Genomic DNA, 17,754 nt, shown 5'->3' on the forward strand with positions numbered 1-17,754 from the left:
ATGCCCATTAGATGAAATCACATGCGGCCGGCTTATCACATCAAGTTATTTGAATATACAAGCGAGATATCAAATGGTTAATGCCATTTTCGATAATCCATCAAAATAGCCAGTTCATTTTTCCTATTTAAATCTTAGGTATTAATTATAGATAGACTCAATTTTGAGACACCCATTGCAATGCGCCTTGCGATACTCTATCCACCTCTTTAATACAGAGACAAAATGAAGTGAATGCATCAGTAATGGCCATGGAAAATAAAAAACTCTCTATCCTCATCGTATGCATGGGAAATATATGCCGTTCACCGCTTTCTGAAGCTGTTTTGAGCCAAAAAGCGCAACAACATGGAATTAATTTATTTGTTGAAAGCGCTGGTACTGTGAATTATCAAGTGGGCCGAAAACCAGATCCCAAAGCAATATCTGTCGCTGAGCAGCGTGGCTATTCAATGTCAAATTTAAGAGCAAGGCAGGTTTGTTCTGAGGATTTCGAAAAATTTGATCTTATTTTTGCCTTAGATAAAGCCAACTTAGCGGATCTGATTGACATTTGTCCTGCTAAACATAAAGAGAAACTTTCACTGTTTCTATCGCATAGTCACATCGGTGTCACGGAAGTCCCTGATCCTTACAAAGGAAATATTCATATGTTTGAACGGGTTTTGGAACTGATAGAGAGCGGGGCCCAAGGGATCATCGAACATATATCTAAACAATATCAATTAAAGGAAAGTGCAATGAAACTTTGTGTGTAGCACATAGAAAGTTTTATATGACTTTTTGATTACCTACCCCAAAAAACAAAGCAACAGTTTGGCAATTAATTTCTACTCATAGTTTGTAAGTAGGTGATTAAATATGGGTGGTTAATAAGTTTTCTCTTATATACATAAAGCAAAAAAAATGTGAAGAAAATGCGCATTCTAGAGGCGACATCTAGTGGCGGTAGCGTATTTAACCGTTGCTATTCACCATTTTTATCTGCTTTTTTGAAGAAATAGCGTTGAACAGTTTGTTCTTAACAGTCGTTTAGTTTAGCCCAAGGAAATAAATAAAGTGAAAAAAATACTCATTGCGTTTGGTACACGACCTGAAGCAATTAAAATGGCGCCTCTAGTTCATCAGCTTAAACAAGATAACCGCTTCGACACAAAAGTATGCGTCACTGGCCAGCACAGGGAAATGCTTGACCAGGTTTTAGAGTTGTTTGAAGTGGTGCCCGATTTTGATCTTAATATCATGGAACCAGGGCAAACACTGACGACAGTAACGACTAAAATCTTGAACGGTATGGAAACGGTTCTAAAAGACTTTCAACCAAACATCGTCTTAGTTCATGGCGATACCGCTACAACGTTTGCGACTTCACTTGCTTGTTATTATCAGCAAATTGCAGTCGGCCACGTTGAGGCTGGATTACGCACCGGCAATATTTATTCCCCTTGGCCTGAAGAAGCGAACCGCAAGCTTACGGGGGCATTGACTCACTACCATTTCGCACCAACGGCAACATCTCAACAAAATTTATTGGATGAAAATTATTGCCTCGAGAACATCCATATTACTGGGAATACCGTCATTGACGCCTTGTTTATGATCCGTAACAAGATTCACAACGAGCAAGATCTCAATGCTACGCTGGCACACCAGTTTCCGATGCTTGATAACAATAAAAAACTCATTCTTGTTACAGGCCATCGCCGTGAAAGTTTTGGTGATGGATTTGAGCGTATTTGTGAAGCCTTATCCATCACAGCAAAGCGTCACCCTGACTGTCAAATTCTTTATCCGGTACATCTTAATCCGAATGTTCAAGAGCCCGTCAATCGTCTTTTAAAAGGCATTGAAAACATTTTCTTAGTGGATCCACAACAGTATTTGCCCTTTGTCTATTTGATGGACAGAGCACACATCATTTTAACTGATTCCGGTGGTATCCAAGAAGAGGCACCGTCGCTAGGGAAGCCTGTATTAGTGATGAGAGACACCACCGAACGACCTGAAGCGGTAAGCGCGGGTACGGTCAAACTAGTTGGGACTAACACACAGCTGATTTGTGAAGAGTTAGACCAGTTGCTTAGTGATGAGCGCGCTTACCAACTCATGAGTCAAGCACACAATCCATACGGTGATGGCAAAGCCTGTCAACGTATCGCCGACATTCTAGCAAGATAAGATTTAAGGAAAATAAGATGTTTAGTAAAGTCTCTGTGATTGGCTTAGGGTATATCGGCCTGCCAACGGCTGCCGTTATTGCCTCGCGTGGTATTGAAGTGATTGGTGTAGATGTCAATCAACACGCTGTCGATACAATCAACAAAGGTGAAATTCACATTGTCGAACCGGATTTAGATATCGTAGTTCGAAGTGCAGTGATGACTGGCAAACTAAAAGCAACGGTGACAGCTGAACCAGCTGATGCTTTTTTAGTGGCGGTACCAACGCCGTTTAAAGGTGACAATCACGAGCCTGATCTCAGCTATATCGAAGCGGCCGCTAAAGCTATTGCGCCAGTATTGGAAAAAGGCAACTTGGTGGTATTGGAAAGTACTTCCCCAGTCGGTGCGACAGAAAAGCTTTCCGCATGGCTAGCAGAGGCTCGTCCTGATTTAACTTTCCCACAGCATAAAGGTGATACGGCTGACATTAAAGTAGCGCATTGCCCAGAGCGAGTTTTACCGGGTTATGTACTACAAGAATTAGTCAGTAATGACCGAGTGATTGGTGGTATGAGTAAATCTTGTAGCGAGAAAGCGATGGCTCTGTATAAAACCTTTGTTAAAGGCGAATGCATCATCAGCAACTCTCGTACGGCGGAGATGGCGAAATTAACAGAAAACTCCTTTCGCGACGTCAATATTGCATTCGCGAACGAACTTTCCCTTATTTGTGAGAAATTAAAAATCAATGTTTGGGAATTAATTAAATTGGCCAACCGCCACCCTCGGGTCAACATATTAAACCCAGGACCAGGTGTTGGCGGGCACTGTATTGCAGTTGACCCTTGGTTTATTGTTAACAGCTGCCCAGAAGAAGCAAAACTGATTGCTGCTGCTCGTCATGTTAATGATGGTAAACCACACTGGGTCGTTGATCAGGTAAAACAAGCCGCAGATCAGTTCAAAAAACCAGTCATTGCCTGCTTAGGTTTGGCCTTTAAAGCCGATATTGATGATTTACGTGAAAGCCCAGCTTTAGACATCACTTTGCATTTAGCACAAGACAATATTGGACAAATTCTAGCGGTAGAGCCAAATATCCACCAATTACCGGGTAAGTTAACAGAACATGATGTTGAGCTAGTCTCGCTAGAGCGTGCTTTAGAGTTAGCCAATATCGTTGTGGTGCTGGTTGATCACCGAGATTTTAAAGAAGCAGATAAAACGGCGTTTGCCAAGAAAGTAGTGATTGATACTCGTGGTGTTGTATAAAAGGAATTAAGATGAAAGTAACATTTTACGGTATTGGATATGTAGGCTTGGTGCAAGCGGCTGTCCTTGCCGATGCTGGCCATGACATTTGCTGCGTTGATATAGACGAAAGCCGCGTTGAAAATCTTAAAAAGGGCATTATTCCTATTTACGAGCCAGGTTTAACCGCATTGGTTGAGAAAAACTACCAAGAGGGACGCCTTAGCTTTACGACCGATCCCAAAGTTGGCGTGGATTTTGGCGATTTGCAGTTTATTGCGGTTGGCACTCCTCCAGATGAAGATGGCTCTGCGGATTTAAAGTATGTCCTTAAAGTCGCTGAAACGATTGCGACATATATGCAATCACCAAAAATTATTATTGATAAGTCAACCGTGCCAGTAGGTACTGCAGATAAAGTTAGGAATACTATCCAAGCTATACTGGATAATAAAGGGTCTAAATTAACGTTCTCCGTCGTCTCTAATCCAGAGTTTTTAAAAGAAGGTGCGGCGGTTGATGATTGTAAGCGTCCTGACCGAATAGTGATTGGTACAGACTCAAGAGAAGCCGAAGAGTTAATGCGAGAGCTTTATGCTCCTTTTAATAGAAATCATGAAAAAGTTATTGTGATGGATATTAAAAGTGCTGAACTTACTAAATATGCTGCGAATTGTATGCTTGCCACAAAAATTAGTTTCATGAATGAAATGGCAAATATTGCTGAGCGGGTGGGTGCAAACATAGAGCAAGTTCGTCAAGGGATCGGTTCTGATTCCAGAATTGGTTTTCAATTTATTTATCCTGGCTGTGGCTATGGCGGATCGTGTTTTCCTAAAGATGTACAAGCGCTAGTTCGCACTGCCGATGAAATAGGATATGAGTCTCAAATTCTCAAAGCCGTAGAAGCGGTGAATTATGCGCAGAAACATAAACTATTTGAATATATTACAAAAGAGTTTGGCCCTGATCTGTCGGGAAAAACATTCGCCATTTGGGGATTAAGTTTTAAACCAAATACGGATGATATGCGTGAAGCACCGAGTCGAGTATTGATGCAGCAGTTATGGGAGGCAGGAGCAAGAGTACAAGCCTATGACCCAAAATCGATGGAGGAAACTCAGCGCATTTATGGGAGCCGAGAGGATTTAATGCTTATGGGCACAAAAGAAGCTGCACTAACAAACGCCGATGCATTGATTATTTGTACTGAATGGCAAAGCTTTAAAGCTCCAGATTTTGTCAAAATTAAAGAGCAATTAAAACAAGCCGTATTGTTCGATGGCCGAAATCTATTTGATCCGATACGGATGACCAAAAAAGGTTTTGTTTACTATAGTATCGGTAGGAATAAGTTGTCATAAATACAACTTAAAAACCTTCTCGAACAGAGATTTTAGGTCATAGGAATGACAAATAATAAAAAAAAGGTAACGATAGGGATCTGTACCTATCGTCGCCCTGAACAATTAAAGGAATTATTGGTTTCAATATTTGAAGCAAATGATACCAGTGAATTTATCTTAACTATAGCCATAGTTGATAATGATGAAAACCGAAGTGCAAATGAAGTTGCAAGTCTATTTTATAATGAAAATATAAATGTAATTTATCATTGTGAGTTTTCAAGGAATATATCTGATGTGCGTAATAAATGCATTGGAATCGCAAATGATAATGAATCAGACTACATTCTTTTTTTAGATGATGATGAAACTATCTCACCTAATTACTTCATTAGTTTAGCCAAGATGCTTAATCAGTATGATACAGATGTTGTGATTGGTCCTGTGATAACTTGCTATTATCCACAGACATCTCAATGGGTAATTGTTTCTAAACTCTTTGAAAGAGTTAGAAAAAAAACAGGTACTATACTTTCTACTGGTAATACAGGAAATGCTCTTGTATCTATGGCATTAATAGAAAAAGTCGGACTATTCAATAGAGCATTTGGACAGTCTGGAGGAGAGGATTCTGAGTTTTTCTATCGGTGTAAACAACATGGGGCAAAACTGACTTGGTGCGATGAAACTGAAGTCTTCGAATATTTGTCTCTTGATAGAGCTAATTTACAGTATGCTATAAAAAGAGGCAGGAGGGGAGGGCAAACCTTTTCTAAAATAAGAAAAAATCATTATTCTCTAGATAAAAAAGCAATTATAATTACCACTAGATCAATAGTTGGACTATTTGGGGTGTTAGCTTCACTTCCACTTATTGCTTTCACTGGGAAAAGAAAGGGAACTATTTTTTTGGTAAATTCCATTGCTAGGCTCGGTCAAATTGAGGGATTGTTTGGCAGAGAGACTAAAATGTATGGTGAGTAAATTAATAAAATTATTTTATCAATTGTGTGGCGTGATTGATGTAGCAACAATAAGTGCGGCTAATTTTTTAATATCTTTTTTTATTATTAGAGAGTTAGGACCTAAAGACTATGCAGTATACATGAATTTTTTTTCAGGATTAATGCTGATCTCTACGCTTCAAAATGCATTTTTCCATACAACCTTATCCGTAAAATATGCAAAAATCTCTGAATATGAAATAAAAATCAGGAAGAGTAATGCACTGTGTGTATTTGCTAATATTATTCATATGGCTCTTATTGTACCTGCATTCTTTTTGGTCAAATATTTTGAATTTGAAAATTCATTGTTTTTTTTGGTGTACTGCTCTTTTTTTCTATATTTAAGTAGAGATTTGTATCGAGTATATAACTATGTATTCGAGCTTCGTGGCACGATAGTGTTGTCTGCTATTGTTTCACTTTTTACTACTATGTTAGGTTTATTGTATTTGTTCTTTAATGAAAGTGATGTGACTCTTAATTATATATATTTAGTGTCTATAATATCGGGTGTTATATCAATAGTAATTATTACTTATAAACTTAAATTTAGGCTACCAACAATAAGTGAAATGAAAGTATCTTATTATGACTTATGGAGTGTAGGCCGTTGGTCTTCTGTTGGTTCGTTAGCGACTTGGGCACAAAATAATAGTTATACCTATTTAGCTACACTCATTATTGGCGTTGAAGCAACAGCGGTTTTAGCTATAGCTCGATTAATTGTTATGCCAATAAATCTAGTAGCTTCTGGTATCTATATGTCTGAAAAGCCTAGATGGGCTAAATTATATAAAAATGACAAAAATATACTTAAAAATGTCAGTGTAAAGATTATATTATCAATGTTTCTATTTATAACTGTTTATTCGATATTGGTATTAAGTAATTTTAACTATATAGAAATGATATTTGAAACTAAAGTTAGATTTGATCTATTATGCTGTTGGCTTTCTGTCTGCATGGTCCAAGTCTTTAAATTTTCAAACAGTAATATATTAAATGTAGCTGAGGAATTTAAATATTTAGCGGTTATGGGTGTTATTGTTTCTACTTTAGGCGTAGCCGCTTCAACAATATTAGGAACATATTATGGAGCCATTGGAATTATTGTTGGATACTTAATAGGTGAGCTTCTTCATTTCTGTTGTTCACAATATAAAATTATAAGTAAAAGGCTATTCTATGCAAATTAGCTATAAGAATTTCATATCTGGTCTGCTATTCGTATTCTTATTAAATTCTGCAGGAGTGTTTTCTCCATCATTGGCTGTTCGTGACAGTGATTTTGTGTCTGAAATTGAAATATCATCTAATATGGTTAATAGACTTATTATGTTGTCTTCATTCATGATTTCTATTGTTTTTTTGTTTAAAAATAATAAGGATTTTTTTAAAATTATTATTATAAAAGCGTGGCCTCTGTGGATATTGGTTCTGTATTCAATTATATCATGCCTTTGGTCTGAAATACCTTTGACTTCATTTACTAGATTATTACAACAAATATTTTTAATCACATTCATTTTGATGGTGATAAGATATTTAGATTTTAATGATATCTTCAATGTGCTAAAGTTTTTTGCTATCGCTATTGTTATTATTGGAGTGTTAAGTATTCCATTCTCTTTTGCTTGGCAAGATATTGGATTTAGAGCGATACATGGACACAAAAATACTGCAGGGTATATTTATGCTCTATCTTTATTGATAGTTATGTATGATATTTTCATTAATAAAAATAAGAATAAATTAAATTTATATTTGTTATTTACTGTTTTTGTTTTGCTTATAATATCAAAATCCAAGACATCGTTAGCGCTAGTGATATCATCTTCAATCTTCATATATATGCTGATTAATTACCAGTGGTTAAAAGCGAAAAATGTCATTTTATCTATATTTTTTACTTCTGGTTTTGTTTTTTTAGCCCTCCTTTTAGTTGATACGAGTATATTGTCTGATTATGGGCTTGATTTTACTGGTAGAGCTATAATATGGGACTTTGTGATATTCGAGATGAATGATTATAAATGGCTAGGTTTTGGTTATCGTTCTTTTTGGGGAGTTGGTGATGCTGGACTTAGCGTGTTATATGGTGGGGATTTTGATTTCTTTATTACAAAGTTAAATCAATCACATAATACTTACTTAGATATTTGGATAATGTTAGGTTATATTGGTGTGCCAATATTTATTGCATTTGTCATTCATTCCATATTTGAAATAACTCGATCTAATTATTTATTCATAGCAATATTGTTTTTTTTGATCATTCATTCTTTTATGGAAACAGATTTCTTTAGAAGTAATAATTTATTATGGGTGCTTTATGTTCTTATCTATCTTTCTTCAATATGCCATAGGAAAATAATTAATGAATAGAAATGTTTTGTTTTTATCAAAAGATGCAAGTTGGCAAAGATATAGAAATGAAGTTCTCACTAAATTAACGCTTAACTATTACTGTAAAATTGATGTAATAACTGACGGTGAAATTAAAGATTATATAAAGCCATGTGCAAACTTAAACTATATATGCAGCACAGATATATTAAAATGGTCTAAACGTATTAATCTATTGCCTTATGCTTATAAATATATAATCCAATATAAACCGGATGTGATTCTAGCTCTTCCTAATAGTTCAAACCTAACCGAGCTAAGCTTATCTCTATTTTGTAAAATAACAAAAACAAAGCTTGTTTATTGGACGCATGGATACGACCATTGCCGCAGACCAGATAGTGGATTAAATGGTTTTTTAAATAAGATTAGAGTCTCTGTGATAAATAAATGTTTAAAGCAAGCAAATGCCATTATCGTGTTTTCTGAACCAGGGAAAGAATACCTTGTCGATAAAGGAATTGATAAGGAAAAGATATTTGTTGCTCCAAATACGCTTAATACAGAAAAGTTAATCAATAGCTATCTTCCTATAAAAGAAGAAGACATTAATAAATTCAAATCGGACAATAACATAGAAAATAAAACTGTATATCTTTTTTCAGGTCGTTTTAGATCTGGCAAACGGTTAGAAAACTTTATTAATGCTTTGGGAAAAGCAAAGAATAAAGATTCAGTAGCACTGGTTGTTGTCGGTGATGGAGAGATGAGAGAAAGCTGGCAAGAATTATGTAAATGTTTTGGTATACATGCATTGTTTTTAGGTGAGGTTTTTGATGAAGATCGGCTTGCAATAATATTTAAAAGTGCTGATTGGTTTGTAATGCCTGGCTATGTAGGATTAGCCATTGTACATGCATTTAGCGCTGGTTTACCACTGCTAAGTGAGGACATTTCGTTCCACAGTCCTGAAATAAATTTTTTGAAGCAAAATGTTAATGGAGTATTATTCAAAGAGAAAGATTTAAGTGCTTGGACTGCGTTTATTGAAGAGAAAGGGAATGATTTTCAGCTTAAAAATAGAATGTCTAAAGAGGCGTTAAATACAGTTCATAATGAAGCCAGTATAAATAATCAGATTCTTGCAATGTCTTTAGCCTTAGGTTTAGATAGAAATGTATAAAAGCTCACTTTATAAAAAGTCACCTATTTTTCTGCAAGAACTGATGATTAACATTAAATCGATTATATTTAAATTATTGAGAGAAAATTGGTTGTTTAAAAAAAGAATAAAAGAATTACATAGTAACCAATATATCTCTAGAGAGAAATTGCTTGAGCAACAAAGAAGCCTATTAAAGATAACATTAGATCAGGCTAAGGAACACGTTTCCTTTTATAAAAATGTAAAATCATCTAATATTGATGATTTTCCGCTCATTGGTAAGGAAGATATTCGTATCGCTCCCTGTGCATTTCTAAATGATTCTAAAAAATTTTCTTATACTTTTAAGTCTCAGACTGGAGGTACGACAGGTAAGCCACTAAACCTCTATTCCGGATTATCCGCGATTATAGAAGATCATGCTCAAAGTCATCGACAATTGACATGGGCTGGTTATCTTCCAGGTGATAAGCGAGTCTGGTTACGAGCTGATCTTATTGTTCCTCTAGAGCAAAATACCTCACCTTATTGGCGTCACAACAGGATTGATAAAATGTTAATGATGTCTGTATATCATCTGAGCGAGGAAACAGTTCGACAATATTTAGAGCAATTACATAATTATAAACCAAAAATAATTCAAGCTTATCCATCTGCAATATTTCTGTTTGCTAATTTAATTGAGTCATTAGGGTTAGCAGTAAACCTAAAAATTAAAGGGATTGTCCTTTCATCGGAATCTTGTTCTGATAATCAGAAACTAGTAATCGAACGCGTTTTTAATTGTAAGGTTTTTAGTTGGTATGGATTGAGTGAAAGGGTGGCAACGGCAGGTACGTGTAAATACGGTAAGATGCATTTAATTGAAGACTATGGCTATTATGAGTTTTCTGATGATAAATTAATTGCGACGGGATTCCATAACTCTAAAATGCCATTAATTAGGTATAACACAGAAGACATATTCTCTGGTGTTAGTTCCGAATTCAATCAATGTGAATGTGGTCTTCCATTTTTAACAATTAAAAGTATTCAAGGTAGAGAAGGTGAGTTTCTACTGTCAACTTCAGGGCGTAAGGTGCTTATTTTTAACCATATCCCAAAAAATGTGTGTGGTTTGGTTGAGCTTCAGCTTAAGCAAAAAAGAATAGATGAAATAATAGCTTTAGTTGTTGTTGATCGTCGATATGATCAACAATCAGAAAAAATTCTAGAAAAAAATATTAAAACATATTTTGGAGAAGATATGCGTGTTCTTGTTAAGAAAGTTTCATCCATTCCAAGAACAAAAAATGGAAAATTTAGGCAAGCGATTTTAGAGTTGGAACCTTAAAATGTTTAAAAGACAAATTCTTGTAAGTGACGCATCGAATGTTGAAGTTTCTGTCCCCAGTACATTCAGATGTATTGATTTTACTAAGTATTCAATTTATTTTGATAGTCATAATAAAGTATACCAGTACATAGGTAGATTTTTCTCCCTATTAATTGTAGGTGAGATAGTACATCCACAGTTTGATTCATTTGACTTAAGGATTATTGTTAATGAACTTGACAATTCAGATATAAGTTTTCCAATCATCAATAAATCTCTATCGAGGTGCTGTGGAAGATACTATTTATTTTATAGTGATAGTAAAGTTGATATGTTAAGAGCTGATGCAACATCACTTGCGCAAATTAATTTTTCTAGTAGTTACGGTTTGGTAGCGACAGACATTAGTCTCTTGCAATATCAAAGTATTAAGCTTACACATAATGAAGAAGCCTATAAATTTTATAAGGAAGTCTTTCCAAAAAAAGGAAATGGTAATGCTTGGATCGGGCATGAAACTATCTTTAATGAGATAGAAAAAGTACTTCCTAACCATGCTTTAAGTATTAGAGATATGAAAGTTGTTCGTTATTGGCCTCAAGTTGAATTTAAGTACCATGATATTAATCAGGTTGTGACAGAAGTTGCAGAAGAACTTAAAGCCATTTTAAAAGCTTTTTCTGAAGTATCACCATTATCAATCGCTGTTACAGCAGGTAATGATTCTAGGGTGATGGCCGCTGCTACAAAAGAAATTAAACATAGATGCTATTACTTTATTGATAAGTTGAAAAATTTAAATGACGATCATCCGGATATTGTCATCGGTAAGAGGATTTGTGATACACTTGGAGTGAAATATACGATCCATACTGATTTTTTAGATGTGGATAAAATACCTGATTCATTTAAAAATGAATATTCCAATTCTGTTTTTTACGCTACTGAAAAACGGCTCCCAGAAGTCTATAACTATTCTATAATCTTGCCTGAACATATCAACGTTTGCGGCGTCGGGGAATTTGGTCGATCTGTATATGGTACACCTAAAGAAAATATCGAGAGTAATTATTTGTGTTTTAAATATCAGTGTGTAAATTCACGCTTCTCCAATTTTCAGACAAATTTATGGTTAGCTGGTTGTAAAGAACATTTATATGCTAGCTCTTATCCCAAGAACTCATTATATTACATTGAACAAAAACTAGGTAACTGGGGGGCAGTTGGTAATTCTGAGTCAGATATAGCATTTGAGGAAGTCAATCCATTTGCTACACACTACATTATTGAACGTATGATTTGCTTGCCATACAAATATACAAAATACTATAACAATATTTTATTTAAAGAAATCATTCACTATCTAGCACCAGAAATTAGTTGTATACCAATAAATCCTCCTAGAAACTTTAAAGGGAAAATTGTTGATTATATAAAATCAGGATTGTTATTTAATATTATTGAACGATATAGGTATATAACGAAAAATATTATTGGGAATAAGGTGGCGTGATGAATTTGATATATTTTTATCGTATATCTCACTGGGCATACGTGAATCGAATTCCATTGATCCCAAATGTTATAAAAATTATTTCTTTTTTACTATTTAATTCCGTTGTCCCAGCTTCTGTGAAAATAGGGAAAAATTCCCGTTTTATGTATGGAGGGATAGGATGTGTCATTCATAAAAAATCGATTATTGGTAATAATGTTTGCTTAGGCCAGGGTATTACAATAGGAAGAAAGCTAAAAGAGTCATGTCCAGAGATAGGAAATGATGTATATATTGGTGCTGGCGCAAGGATTTTGGGTGACATAAAAGTTGGAAATAATATAATAATTGGAGCAAACGCTGTTGTTATTAATAGCATTCCAGATAACTCAATAGTTGCGGGTTCTCCGGCTAAGGTTGTGAAGATGATTGAACATTCTATTTGGCAAGAATTAGGTGACCTACTTTGATTAGTGTGGAAGATATCGTCTCTTCTTTATTAAGAGATGCAAAAATTAATGATTATGCTGGAAAGGATCCTTTTGATGGGTTAAATAGTAAATTTTTTTATTTTTTTCCTAGAGCCAAAACGGGCTTACTTGGTTTATTTTGGACTCAACTTCATAAGCGCTCTGCCATTAATTTTAGAACAGTATTCTTTGTTCCTGACAAGCGAAATCCTAAAGGGATTGGGTTATTTATTTTAGGCTTATTAGAAAACTATCAGTCAACAAATGAGCAGAGTTACCTAGATGAAGCGGTAGAGTTGGCTAATTGGTTGTTAACACAGCAGAGTGATAGAACTTTGTGGGGGCACAGCTGCTGGGGTTATCATTTTGATTGGAATGCACGCGCATTCTTTGTGCCAAAAGGTAAACCTAATGTAATCACGACTGTCTATGTTGCACAAGCACTTTGGGCGTTGGGGGAGATTATTAATAGTGATAAATATCGTGAGCCAGCAATTGATTCTGCGAATTTTATAGTTAAACATCTCTACACAGAACTAGATGGTGAATGTTTTTTCTCTTACATCCCAGGAGAGACCGCACTAGTATACAACGCCAGTTTATGGGGTGCCGCTTGGGTCGCAAAAATTGCTAGTATTACAGGTAATAGCCAGTATAAGAAATTGTCCTTAGCTGTTGCAAGACAATCAGTTTTAGCTCAAAGTTATGAGGGTTCTTGGGTCTATGGTACAAGACACCACCATCAGTTTATCGACTCTTTCCATACGGGGTACAACTTAGAAGCCCTAACTCTATTGGCTGATTCTTTAAGTACGGATGAGTTTAAATCAAGTATTGAACTTGGCTTTAAATTTTATAAAACCCAATTTTTTGAAGCAGATGGTACTGCTAAGTATTACCATAATAACCGCTATCCTCTTGATATGCATAGCGTATCTCAGGCTGTGCTTACTCTGCTTAAAGTTGGTGGTACGGCTGATGACTTAATTATGGCCGATAGAATAATAAGTAATGCTATTGAAATATTATACTTAAAGAATAAGCGGAGATTTGTTTATCAGAAGAATCAATATTATACAAATAAAATTGATTATATTCGCTGGACAAAAGCATGGGTTTATTATTCGTTCTCATATTATCAACGTTATATTTTTTTGAATAAAAATTGAATTGATAATTTTATTACACATGGCGGTCATTAATTAGATGAAACGTATAGAATTTTTGGGATCTCCTATGGATATTGCTACAATGTCCGAGACAGTATCATTCATTGAGAATAAGATAAGCGAAGGTGTTTTTTTACAACATGTTGTAGTTAATGTGGCTAAGCTAGTAAATATGCAGACCGATCCTACGTTATCTGATTCAGTCAAGGGATGCGACTTAATTAATATTGATGGAATGGGAGTCGTTTTTGGTGCTCGATTTATGGGGCATAATGTTCCTGAGCGAGTAGCTGGTGTTGATCTATTTTACAATTTATTAGAAATGAGTGCTGGACGAGACTTCCCAGTGTTTTTACTTGGAGCAACATCTGACGTGGTCACTCAGACTGCGGATAAGGTTAAAAGACTTTATCCAGAATTGATTATTGCTGGTTACCATGACGGATATTTTTGGGATAATGAAGAGTTTGTTGTAAATAAAGTTAAGGAATCGGGAGCTAAGCTTTTATTCGTAGCAATTACTTCACCAAAAAAGGAAAATTTTATTAATAAATGGAAAGATGAACTAGGTGTTAACTTCGTTATGGGAGTCGGTGGGACATTTGATGTTGTTGCTGGCAAAGTAAATCGAGCCCCAGTTTGGATGCAAAATTCTGGTTTGGAATGGTTATACCGTATCATTCAAGAGCCTAGAAGAATGTGGAAGAGATATCTTGTTACTAATAGCAAATTTTTATTTTTATTATTGAAAGAAAAATTTTTATAGGATGAATTTGTATTTGTTTCTATTTTAACTATGGTTGATTTTTGTAAAGTTTTTTACTAGCGCTTTTCTAGTTGTGACTAATAGAGTGGCTAGAGTGGCTAGAGTGTCTAGAGTGGCTAGAGTGGCATTTCTTAAAATGAAATTTTATAAGAGAAATTTGTCTCATATTTGATTCGTCTCATATTTGAGTCTGTATCTCATCGAAGTGTCGTTGTAATAAGATGCACGTCTACTGATAATTATGTCACCTTATCCATGTTCGCAAGGTATCTGCATTATGCTGGCCTTGCTAACCGTACTTTTAGCCTATCGAACGCAGTTTGGTTGGGAAGGTATGCATATTTAGTAGAGGGAAACTTTTTCATGACAATAAAATATTTGGTTTTCGCTGTAGGAATGATCTCATTGGGTGGCTCAATGGTTCAAGCTGCAGATCAGGAAGGTTGCATTATTAGCCGGAAAACCGGAGATAAGTACTGCCTAAATATAGGGCAGCGTTCAGAATATTCGCTACCATCTTGGATTTATAATCATCAAGTTGATGTTTTAGCACCTAGTGGTGTTTCAGTGATGCTCAGTGACTGGGATAATTTATCTTACAATCGCTTGGCAGTTTTTGACCATTATACTGATAACAGTGAGTTAAAAAATGTTAAAGCATTGAACGGGCAGGCTCTAGATTTTTCTCATCCTCGTTCCATGCGTGTCCTTGCATCGGAACTTTATCCTGAAGCTTGTATCGTGAGCCGTGAAAATGGTGAGCGTTTTTGTCTTAAAGAAGGTGAGCGTTCTGGTTATTCGCTCCCTTCCTATATCTATGGACATGCTGTCGATATAGTCGCTCCAGAAGGTCTTGGAGTGATACTTAGTGATTGGGATAATTTGTCCTATAACCGTTTAGCTGTTTTCGGTGGTAATACATCTAATGCACAACTGAAATCAGTGAAAGCTTACAATGGTGAACTCCTTGATTTTTCACACCCTCGTTCTATGCGAGTTGTGTCATTTGATGTACCTTCTGACACCATTAGCACGCAGTTGAAATGGTCATGGCAAGGCGGTGGCTTTAAGCCATTATCGAATCAAGTGATGGCGACTCCAGTTGTTGCTCAACTGAATGATGATAATGGCGATGGTAATATTGATGAAAAAGACATTGCTGACCTTATCGTTGTGACGTTTGAAGGGAGCAAGTATGTTAACGGAGGCCTAGTTCGAGCTTTAAGCGGTGTTGATGGCTCGGAGTTGTGGTCTTATGAGCAAGGTGAAGCCATTGCTGACGCAAGATATTCACCAGCTGTCGCTGATTTAGATGGTGATGGTGTAGTTGAAATCGTTACAACCAATACATCTAGCCCCTATTTAAATATTTTGGATAACAACGGTCATGTAAAGAAACAGATTCTCAAAGCACAAACTGGAGGCCGTTCAGTTGGCTCTATAACCCTCGCAGATCTTGATGGGGACGGTAGTGTCGAGATTCTATCTTCAGATGGCGTTTATAATTACGAGTCAGGTCTTGTATTTAGTCATCCTTGGGCCCCATCTTCTATTAATGTGGATATCGATGGCGATAATTCGCAAGAGGTCTTTTCTGGTGGTGTAATGTACCAAAACAGTGGTGCCGTCAATTGGCAGTATCTAGCCAATGATATGGTGTGGTTTTCATCGCTCGTTAATTTGGATAACGATGAGCGTCCAGAAATTGTGGCTTCGGTCCCGGCAGCTTTCGCAACAGGCGAAAATGCACGATTTGCTGTTTTAGAACACGACGGTACCGTAAAGTGGGAAGTGAATAACAGTACAAATCCAGGTGGTGGCGTACAAGCTGTTTCTAATTTCTTAGGTAAAGCCAAAGTTATCGAAAACAATGAATGGTCAAAAGTCTATGGATATCGTTCTCATACTAATCCATCGACGATTACTATCACATCGGATGCTAAATTATCAGTACGCTCTGGTTTAGCGATTGATGCTGTGGGGAGCTCAGCTCAATCACTTATTGGTGGCCGTGGTGGTAACCTTAGCCAACCAGTCAATATCAAAGACGTCAAATCTGTTGATGTTACTTGGGGTAAGTATTATTGGGGTGGTTATCATGTCGTTGCGCTCGATTTCAGAATGAGTAATAGCAGTATTATTAGGATGGGGTCGAAAAAGTACGCGTATTCTAAGCAGACCGAGAGTTTTAATGTGCCAGCCGATAGCCAAATTAAGAGTATCAAAGTGTGGACTGAGGGGTGGTTAGTTGATGGTTTGCAATTTGAATTGGCTTCTCGTAGTGGCTCTAATGATATTGATGTGAAAGGCATTGTTTACGCTGGATATACTGCTGTGGATATGTACAACAGTAAAGGTGATCGCGTCTGGTCTGCTGCTAACGATGATACTGGCAGTGGTAAAATTGGTGTTTCTGCTTACGATTTTGATGGCGATGGTATTGATGAAGTTATTGTTCAGGATCATGCCAGAGTGCGAATTCTTGATGGACGAACGGGCCAGGAAAGAGCCTCTTTCGCGCATTCGACCTCAACCTTGTGGGAGTACCCGATTGTTGTTGATCTTGCGGGGGATAACAACGCAGAGCTGATTGTTGTTGCGAATGATTTTGATAAAAACTATGTCGTTAACCATGGTGTGTTTGTTTATGAATCGGCGGACAGTGCAAAACCTTGGAAGAATGCAACTCGCATCTGGAACCAGCATGCTTTCCATCTGACGAATGTTACTCAAGATGGTGTAGTGCCTACAAATGCGACACCAAGTTGGTTGAGCCATAATACATACCGTTCGAGTACATTACGTGCAACGGTGGGTGGTGAGTCTCCAATTTTTGGTTACTCAAATACTCAGCAATCACAACGTGTAGTGACGGCGGATAACCAGATGTATCTGCGTTCTGGTTTTGCGATCGATGCGATCGGCACGACGGTCAATAACTTGGTGGGCGGCCCGGTACAAGGTACTAACGGTGGTGTGCTAAGAGCACCGATTGCTCTTGATCAATTGCAATCCGTGGAAGTTACCTCTGGTCTTTATAACTGGGGTGGTTACCACATAGTGGCGATTAAGTTCACGATGAAGGATGGCTCTAGCGTGTTATTGGGGTCAACCTACTATGCGAGCAACAAAAAAGTTGAAACGTACACTGTGCCGCAAGGTAAACGCATCAAGCAGATCAATGTTTGGACTGGTGGCTGGTTAGTTGAAGGCTTGCAGTTTGTATTCGATTAACTGATATCGTTTTAATTCAATAATTGAA

General features: G+C 36.6%; 14 protein-coding genes. All 14 read left to right on the plus strand.

All coding sequences use genetic code 11. From position 1 onward, the window contains the following. Positions 1 to 230: 230 nt before the first annotated feature. The 14 genes from NB504_RS05105 (at position 231) to NB504_RS05170 (ending at position 17,726) form a co-directional block, all read left to right on the plus strand. Entirely contained in the window at positions 231 to 758 is a 528-nt protein-coding gene (locus tag NB504_RS05105; RefSeq protein ID WP_013857370.1) for a low molecular weight protein-tyrosine-phosphatase, read from the plus strand. A 301-nt stretch (positions 759 to 1,059) separates the two neighbouring features. Beyond that, positions 1,060 to 2,178: a non-hydrolyzing UDP-N-acetylglucosamine 2-epimerase gene (gene wecB / locus NB504_RS05110; RefSeq protein WP_081265467.1), complete on the plus strand. Its 1,119-nt coding sequence runs from the start codon at positions 1,060 to 1,062 to the stop codon at positions 2,176 to 2,178. Between the two features lie 17 nt (positions 2,179 to 2,195). Further along, positions 2,196 to 3,434, plus strand: a complete 1,239-nt coding sequence (gene vpsB / locus NB504_RS05115; protein WP_258428415.1) for a UDP-N-acetyl-D-mannosamine dehydrogenase VpsB — start codon at positions 2,196 to 2,198, stop codon at positions 3,432 to 3,434. Positions 3,435 to 3,445: 11 nt separating this feature from the next. Then, on the plus strand, positions 3,446 to 4,777 hold the full coding sequence (locus NB504_RS05120; protein ID WP_013857366.1) for a UDP-glucose/GDP-mannose dehydrogenase family protein: 1,332 nt from the start codon (positions 3,446 to 3,448) through the stop codon (positions 4,775 to 4,777). Positions 4,778 to 4,822: 45 nt separating this feature from the next. Continuing rightward, positions 4,823 to 5,743: a glycosyltransferase family 2 protein gene (locus NB504_RS05125; RefSeq protein WP_258428416.1), complete on the plus strand. Its 921-nt coding sequence runs from the start codon at positions 4,823 to 4,825 to the stop codon at positions 5,741 to 5,743. Then, positions 5,733 to 6,962 (plus strand): lipopolysaccharide biosynthesis protein, encoded by a 1,230-nt coding sequence (locus NB504_RS05130; RefSeq protein ID WP_064624714.1) that lies wholly within the window; start codon positions 5,733 to 5,735, stop codon positions 6,960 to 6,962. The genes NB504_RS05125 and NB504_RS05130 overlap by 11 nt, the downstream gene beginning before the upstream one ends. After that, positions 6,952 to 8,151 carry an O-antigen ligase gene (locus NB504_RS05135; protein ID WP_019280860.1) on the plus strand — a complete coding sequence of 400 codons (1,200 nt, stop codon included), beginning with the start codon at positions 6,952 to 6,954 and terminating at the stop codon, positions 8,149 to 8,151. The genes NB504_RS05130 and NB504_RS05135 overlap by 11 nt, the downstream gene beginning before the upstream one ends. Beyond that, entirely contained in the window at positions 8,144 to 9,295 is a 1,152-nt protein-coding gene (locus NB504_RS05140) for a glycosyltransferase family 4 protein (protein ID WP_064624716.1), read from the plus strand. Before NB504_RS05135 ends, NB504_RS05140 begins: the two co-directional genes overlap by 8 nt. Beyond that, positions 9,288 to 10,610 (plus strand): phenylacetate--CoA ligase family protein, encoded by a 1,323-nt coding sequence (locus NB504_RS05145; RefSeq protein WP_064624719.1) that lies wholly within the window; start codon positions 9,288 to 9,290, stop codon positions 10,608 to 10,610. Before NB504_RS05140 ends, NB504_RS05145 begins: the two co-directional genes overlap by 8 nt. A gap of 1 nt (position 10,611) precedes the next feature. Next, entirely contained in the window at positions 10,612 to 12,105 is a 1,494-nt protein-coding gene (locus NB504_RS05150) for a hypothetical protein (RefSeq protein ID WP_064624721.1), read from the plus strand. Then, positions 12,105 to 12,557 carry a serine O-acetyltransferase gene (locus NB504_RS05155; protein WP_096036184.1) on the plus strand — a complete coding sequence of 151 codons (453 nt, stop codon included), beginning with the start codon at positions 12,105 to 12,107 and terminating at the stop codon, positions 12,555 to 12,557. Before NB504_RS05150 ends, NB504_RS05155 begins: the two co-directional genes overlap by 1 nt. After that, positions 12,554 to 13,726: an aspartate-semialdehyde dehydrogenase gene (locus NB504_RS05160; protein WP_258428417.1), complete on the plus strand. Its 1,173-nt coding sequence runs from the start codon at positions 12,554 to 12,556 to the stop codon at positions 13,724 to 13,726. Before NB504_RS05155 ends, NB504_RS05160 begins: the two co-directional genes overlap by 4 nt. A 37-nt stretch (positions 13,727 to 13,763) precedes the next feature. Further along, on the plus strand, positions 13,764 to 14,492 hold the full coding sequence (locus NB504_RS05165) for a WecB/TagA/CpsF family glycosyltransferase (RefSeq protein WP_013857356.1): 729 nt from the start codon (positions 13,764 to 13,766) through the stop codon (positions 14,490 to 14,492). 363 nt (positions 14,493 to 14,855) lie between these two features. After that, complete coding sequence (locus NB504_RS05170; RefSeq protein ID WP_194661772.1) at positions 14,856 to 17,726, plus strand: beta-prism lectin domain-containing protein; 2,871 nt, start codon at positions 14,856 to 14,858, stop codon at positions 17,724 to 17,726. Positions 17,727 to 17,754: the final 28 nt, after the last annotated feature.

Source organism: Vibrio sp. RM-69-4 (assembly GCF_024743775.1).
Taxonomy (GTDB): Bacteria; Pseudomonadota; Gammaproteobacteria; order Enterobacterales; family Vibrionaceae; genus Vibrio; species Vibrio anguillarum.

Coding starts and splice junctions, on each gene's coding strand:
- vpsB (WP_258428415.1), top strand. CDS start 2,196: ATGTTTAGTAAAGTCTCTGTGATTGGCTTAGGGTATATCGGCCTGCCA.
- NB504_RS05120 (WP_013857366.1), top strand. CDS start 3,446: ATGAAAGTAACATTTTACGGTATTGGATATGTAGGCTTGGTGCAAGCG.
- NB504_RS05125 (WP_258428416.1), top strand. CDS start 4,823: ATGACAAATAATAAAAAAAAGGTAACGATAGGGATCTGTACCTATCGT.
- NB504_RS05130 (WP_064624714.1), top strand. CDS start 5,733: ATGGTGAGTAAATTAATAAAATTATTTTATCAATTGTGTGGCGTGATT.
- NB504_RS05135 (WP_019280860.1), top strand. CDS start 6,952: ATGCAAATTAGCTATAAGAATTTCATATCTGGTCTGCTATTCGTATTC.
- NB504_RS05140 (WP_064624716.1), top strand. CDS start 8,144: ATGAATAGAAATGTTTTGTTTTTATCAAAAGATGCAAGTTGGCAAAGA.
- NB504_RS05145 (WP_064624719.1), top strand. CDS start 9,288: ATGTATAAAAGCTCACTTTATAAAAAGTCACCTATTTTTCTGCAAGAA.
- NB504_RS05150 (WP_064624721.1), top strand. CDS start 10,612: ATGTTTAAAAGACAAATTCTTGTAAGTGACGCATCGAATGTTGAAGTT.
- NB504_RS05155 (WP_096036184.1), top strand. CDS start 12,105: ATGAATTTGATATATTTTTATCGTATATCTCACTGGGCATACGTGAAT.
- NB504_RS05165 (WP_013857356.1), top strand. CDS start 13,764: ATGAAACGTATAGAATTTTTGGGATCTCCTATGGATATTGCTACAATG.
- NB504_RS05170 (WP_194661772.1), top strand. CDS start 14,856: ATGACAATAAAATATTTGGTTTTCGCTGTAGGAATGATCTCATTGGGT.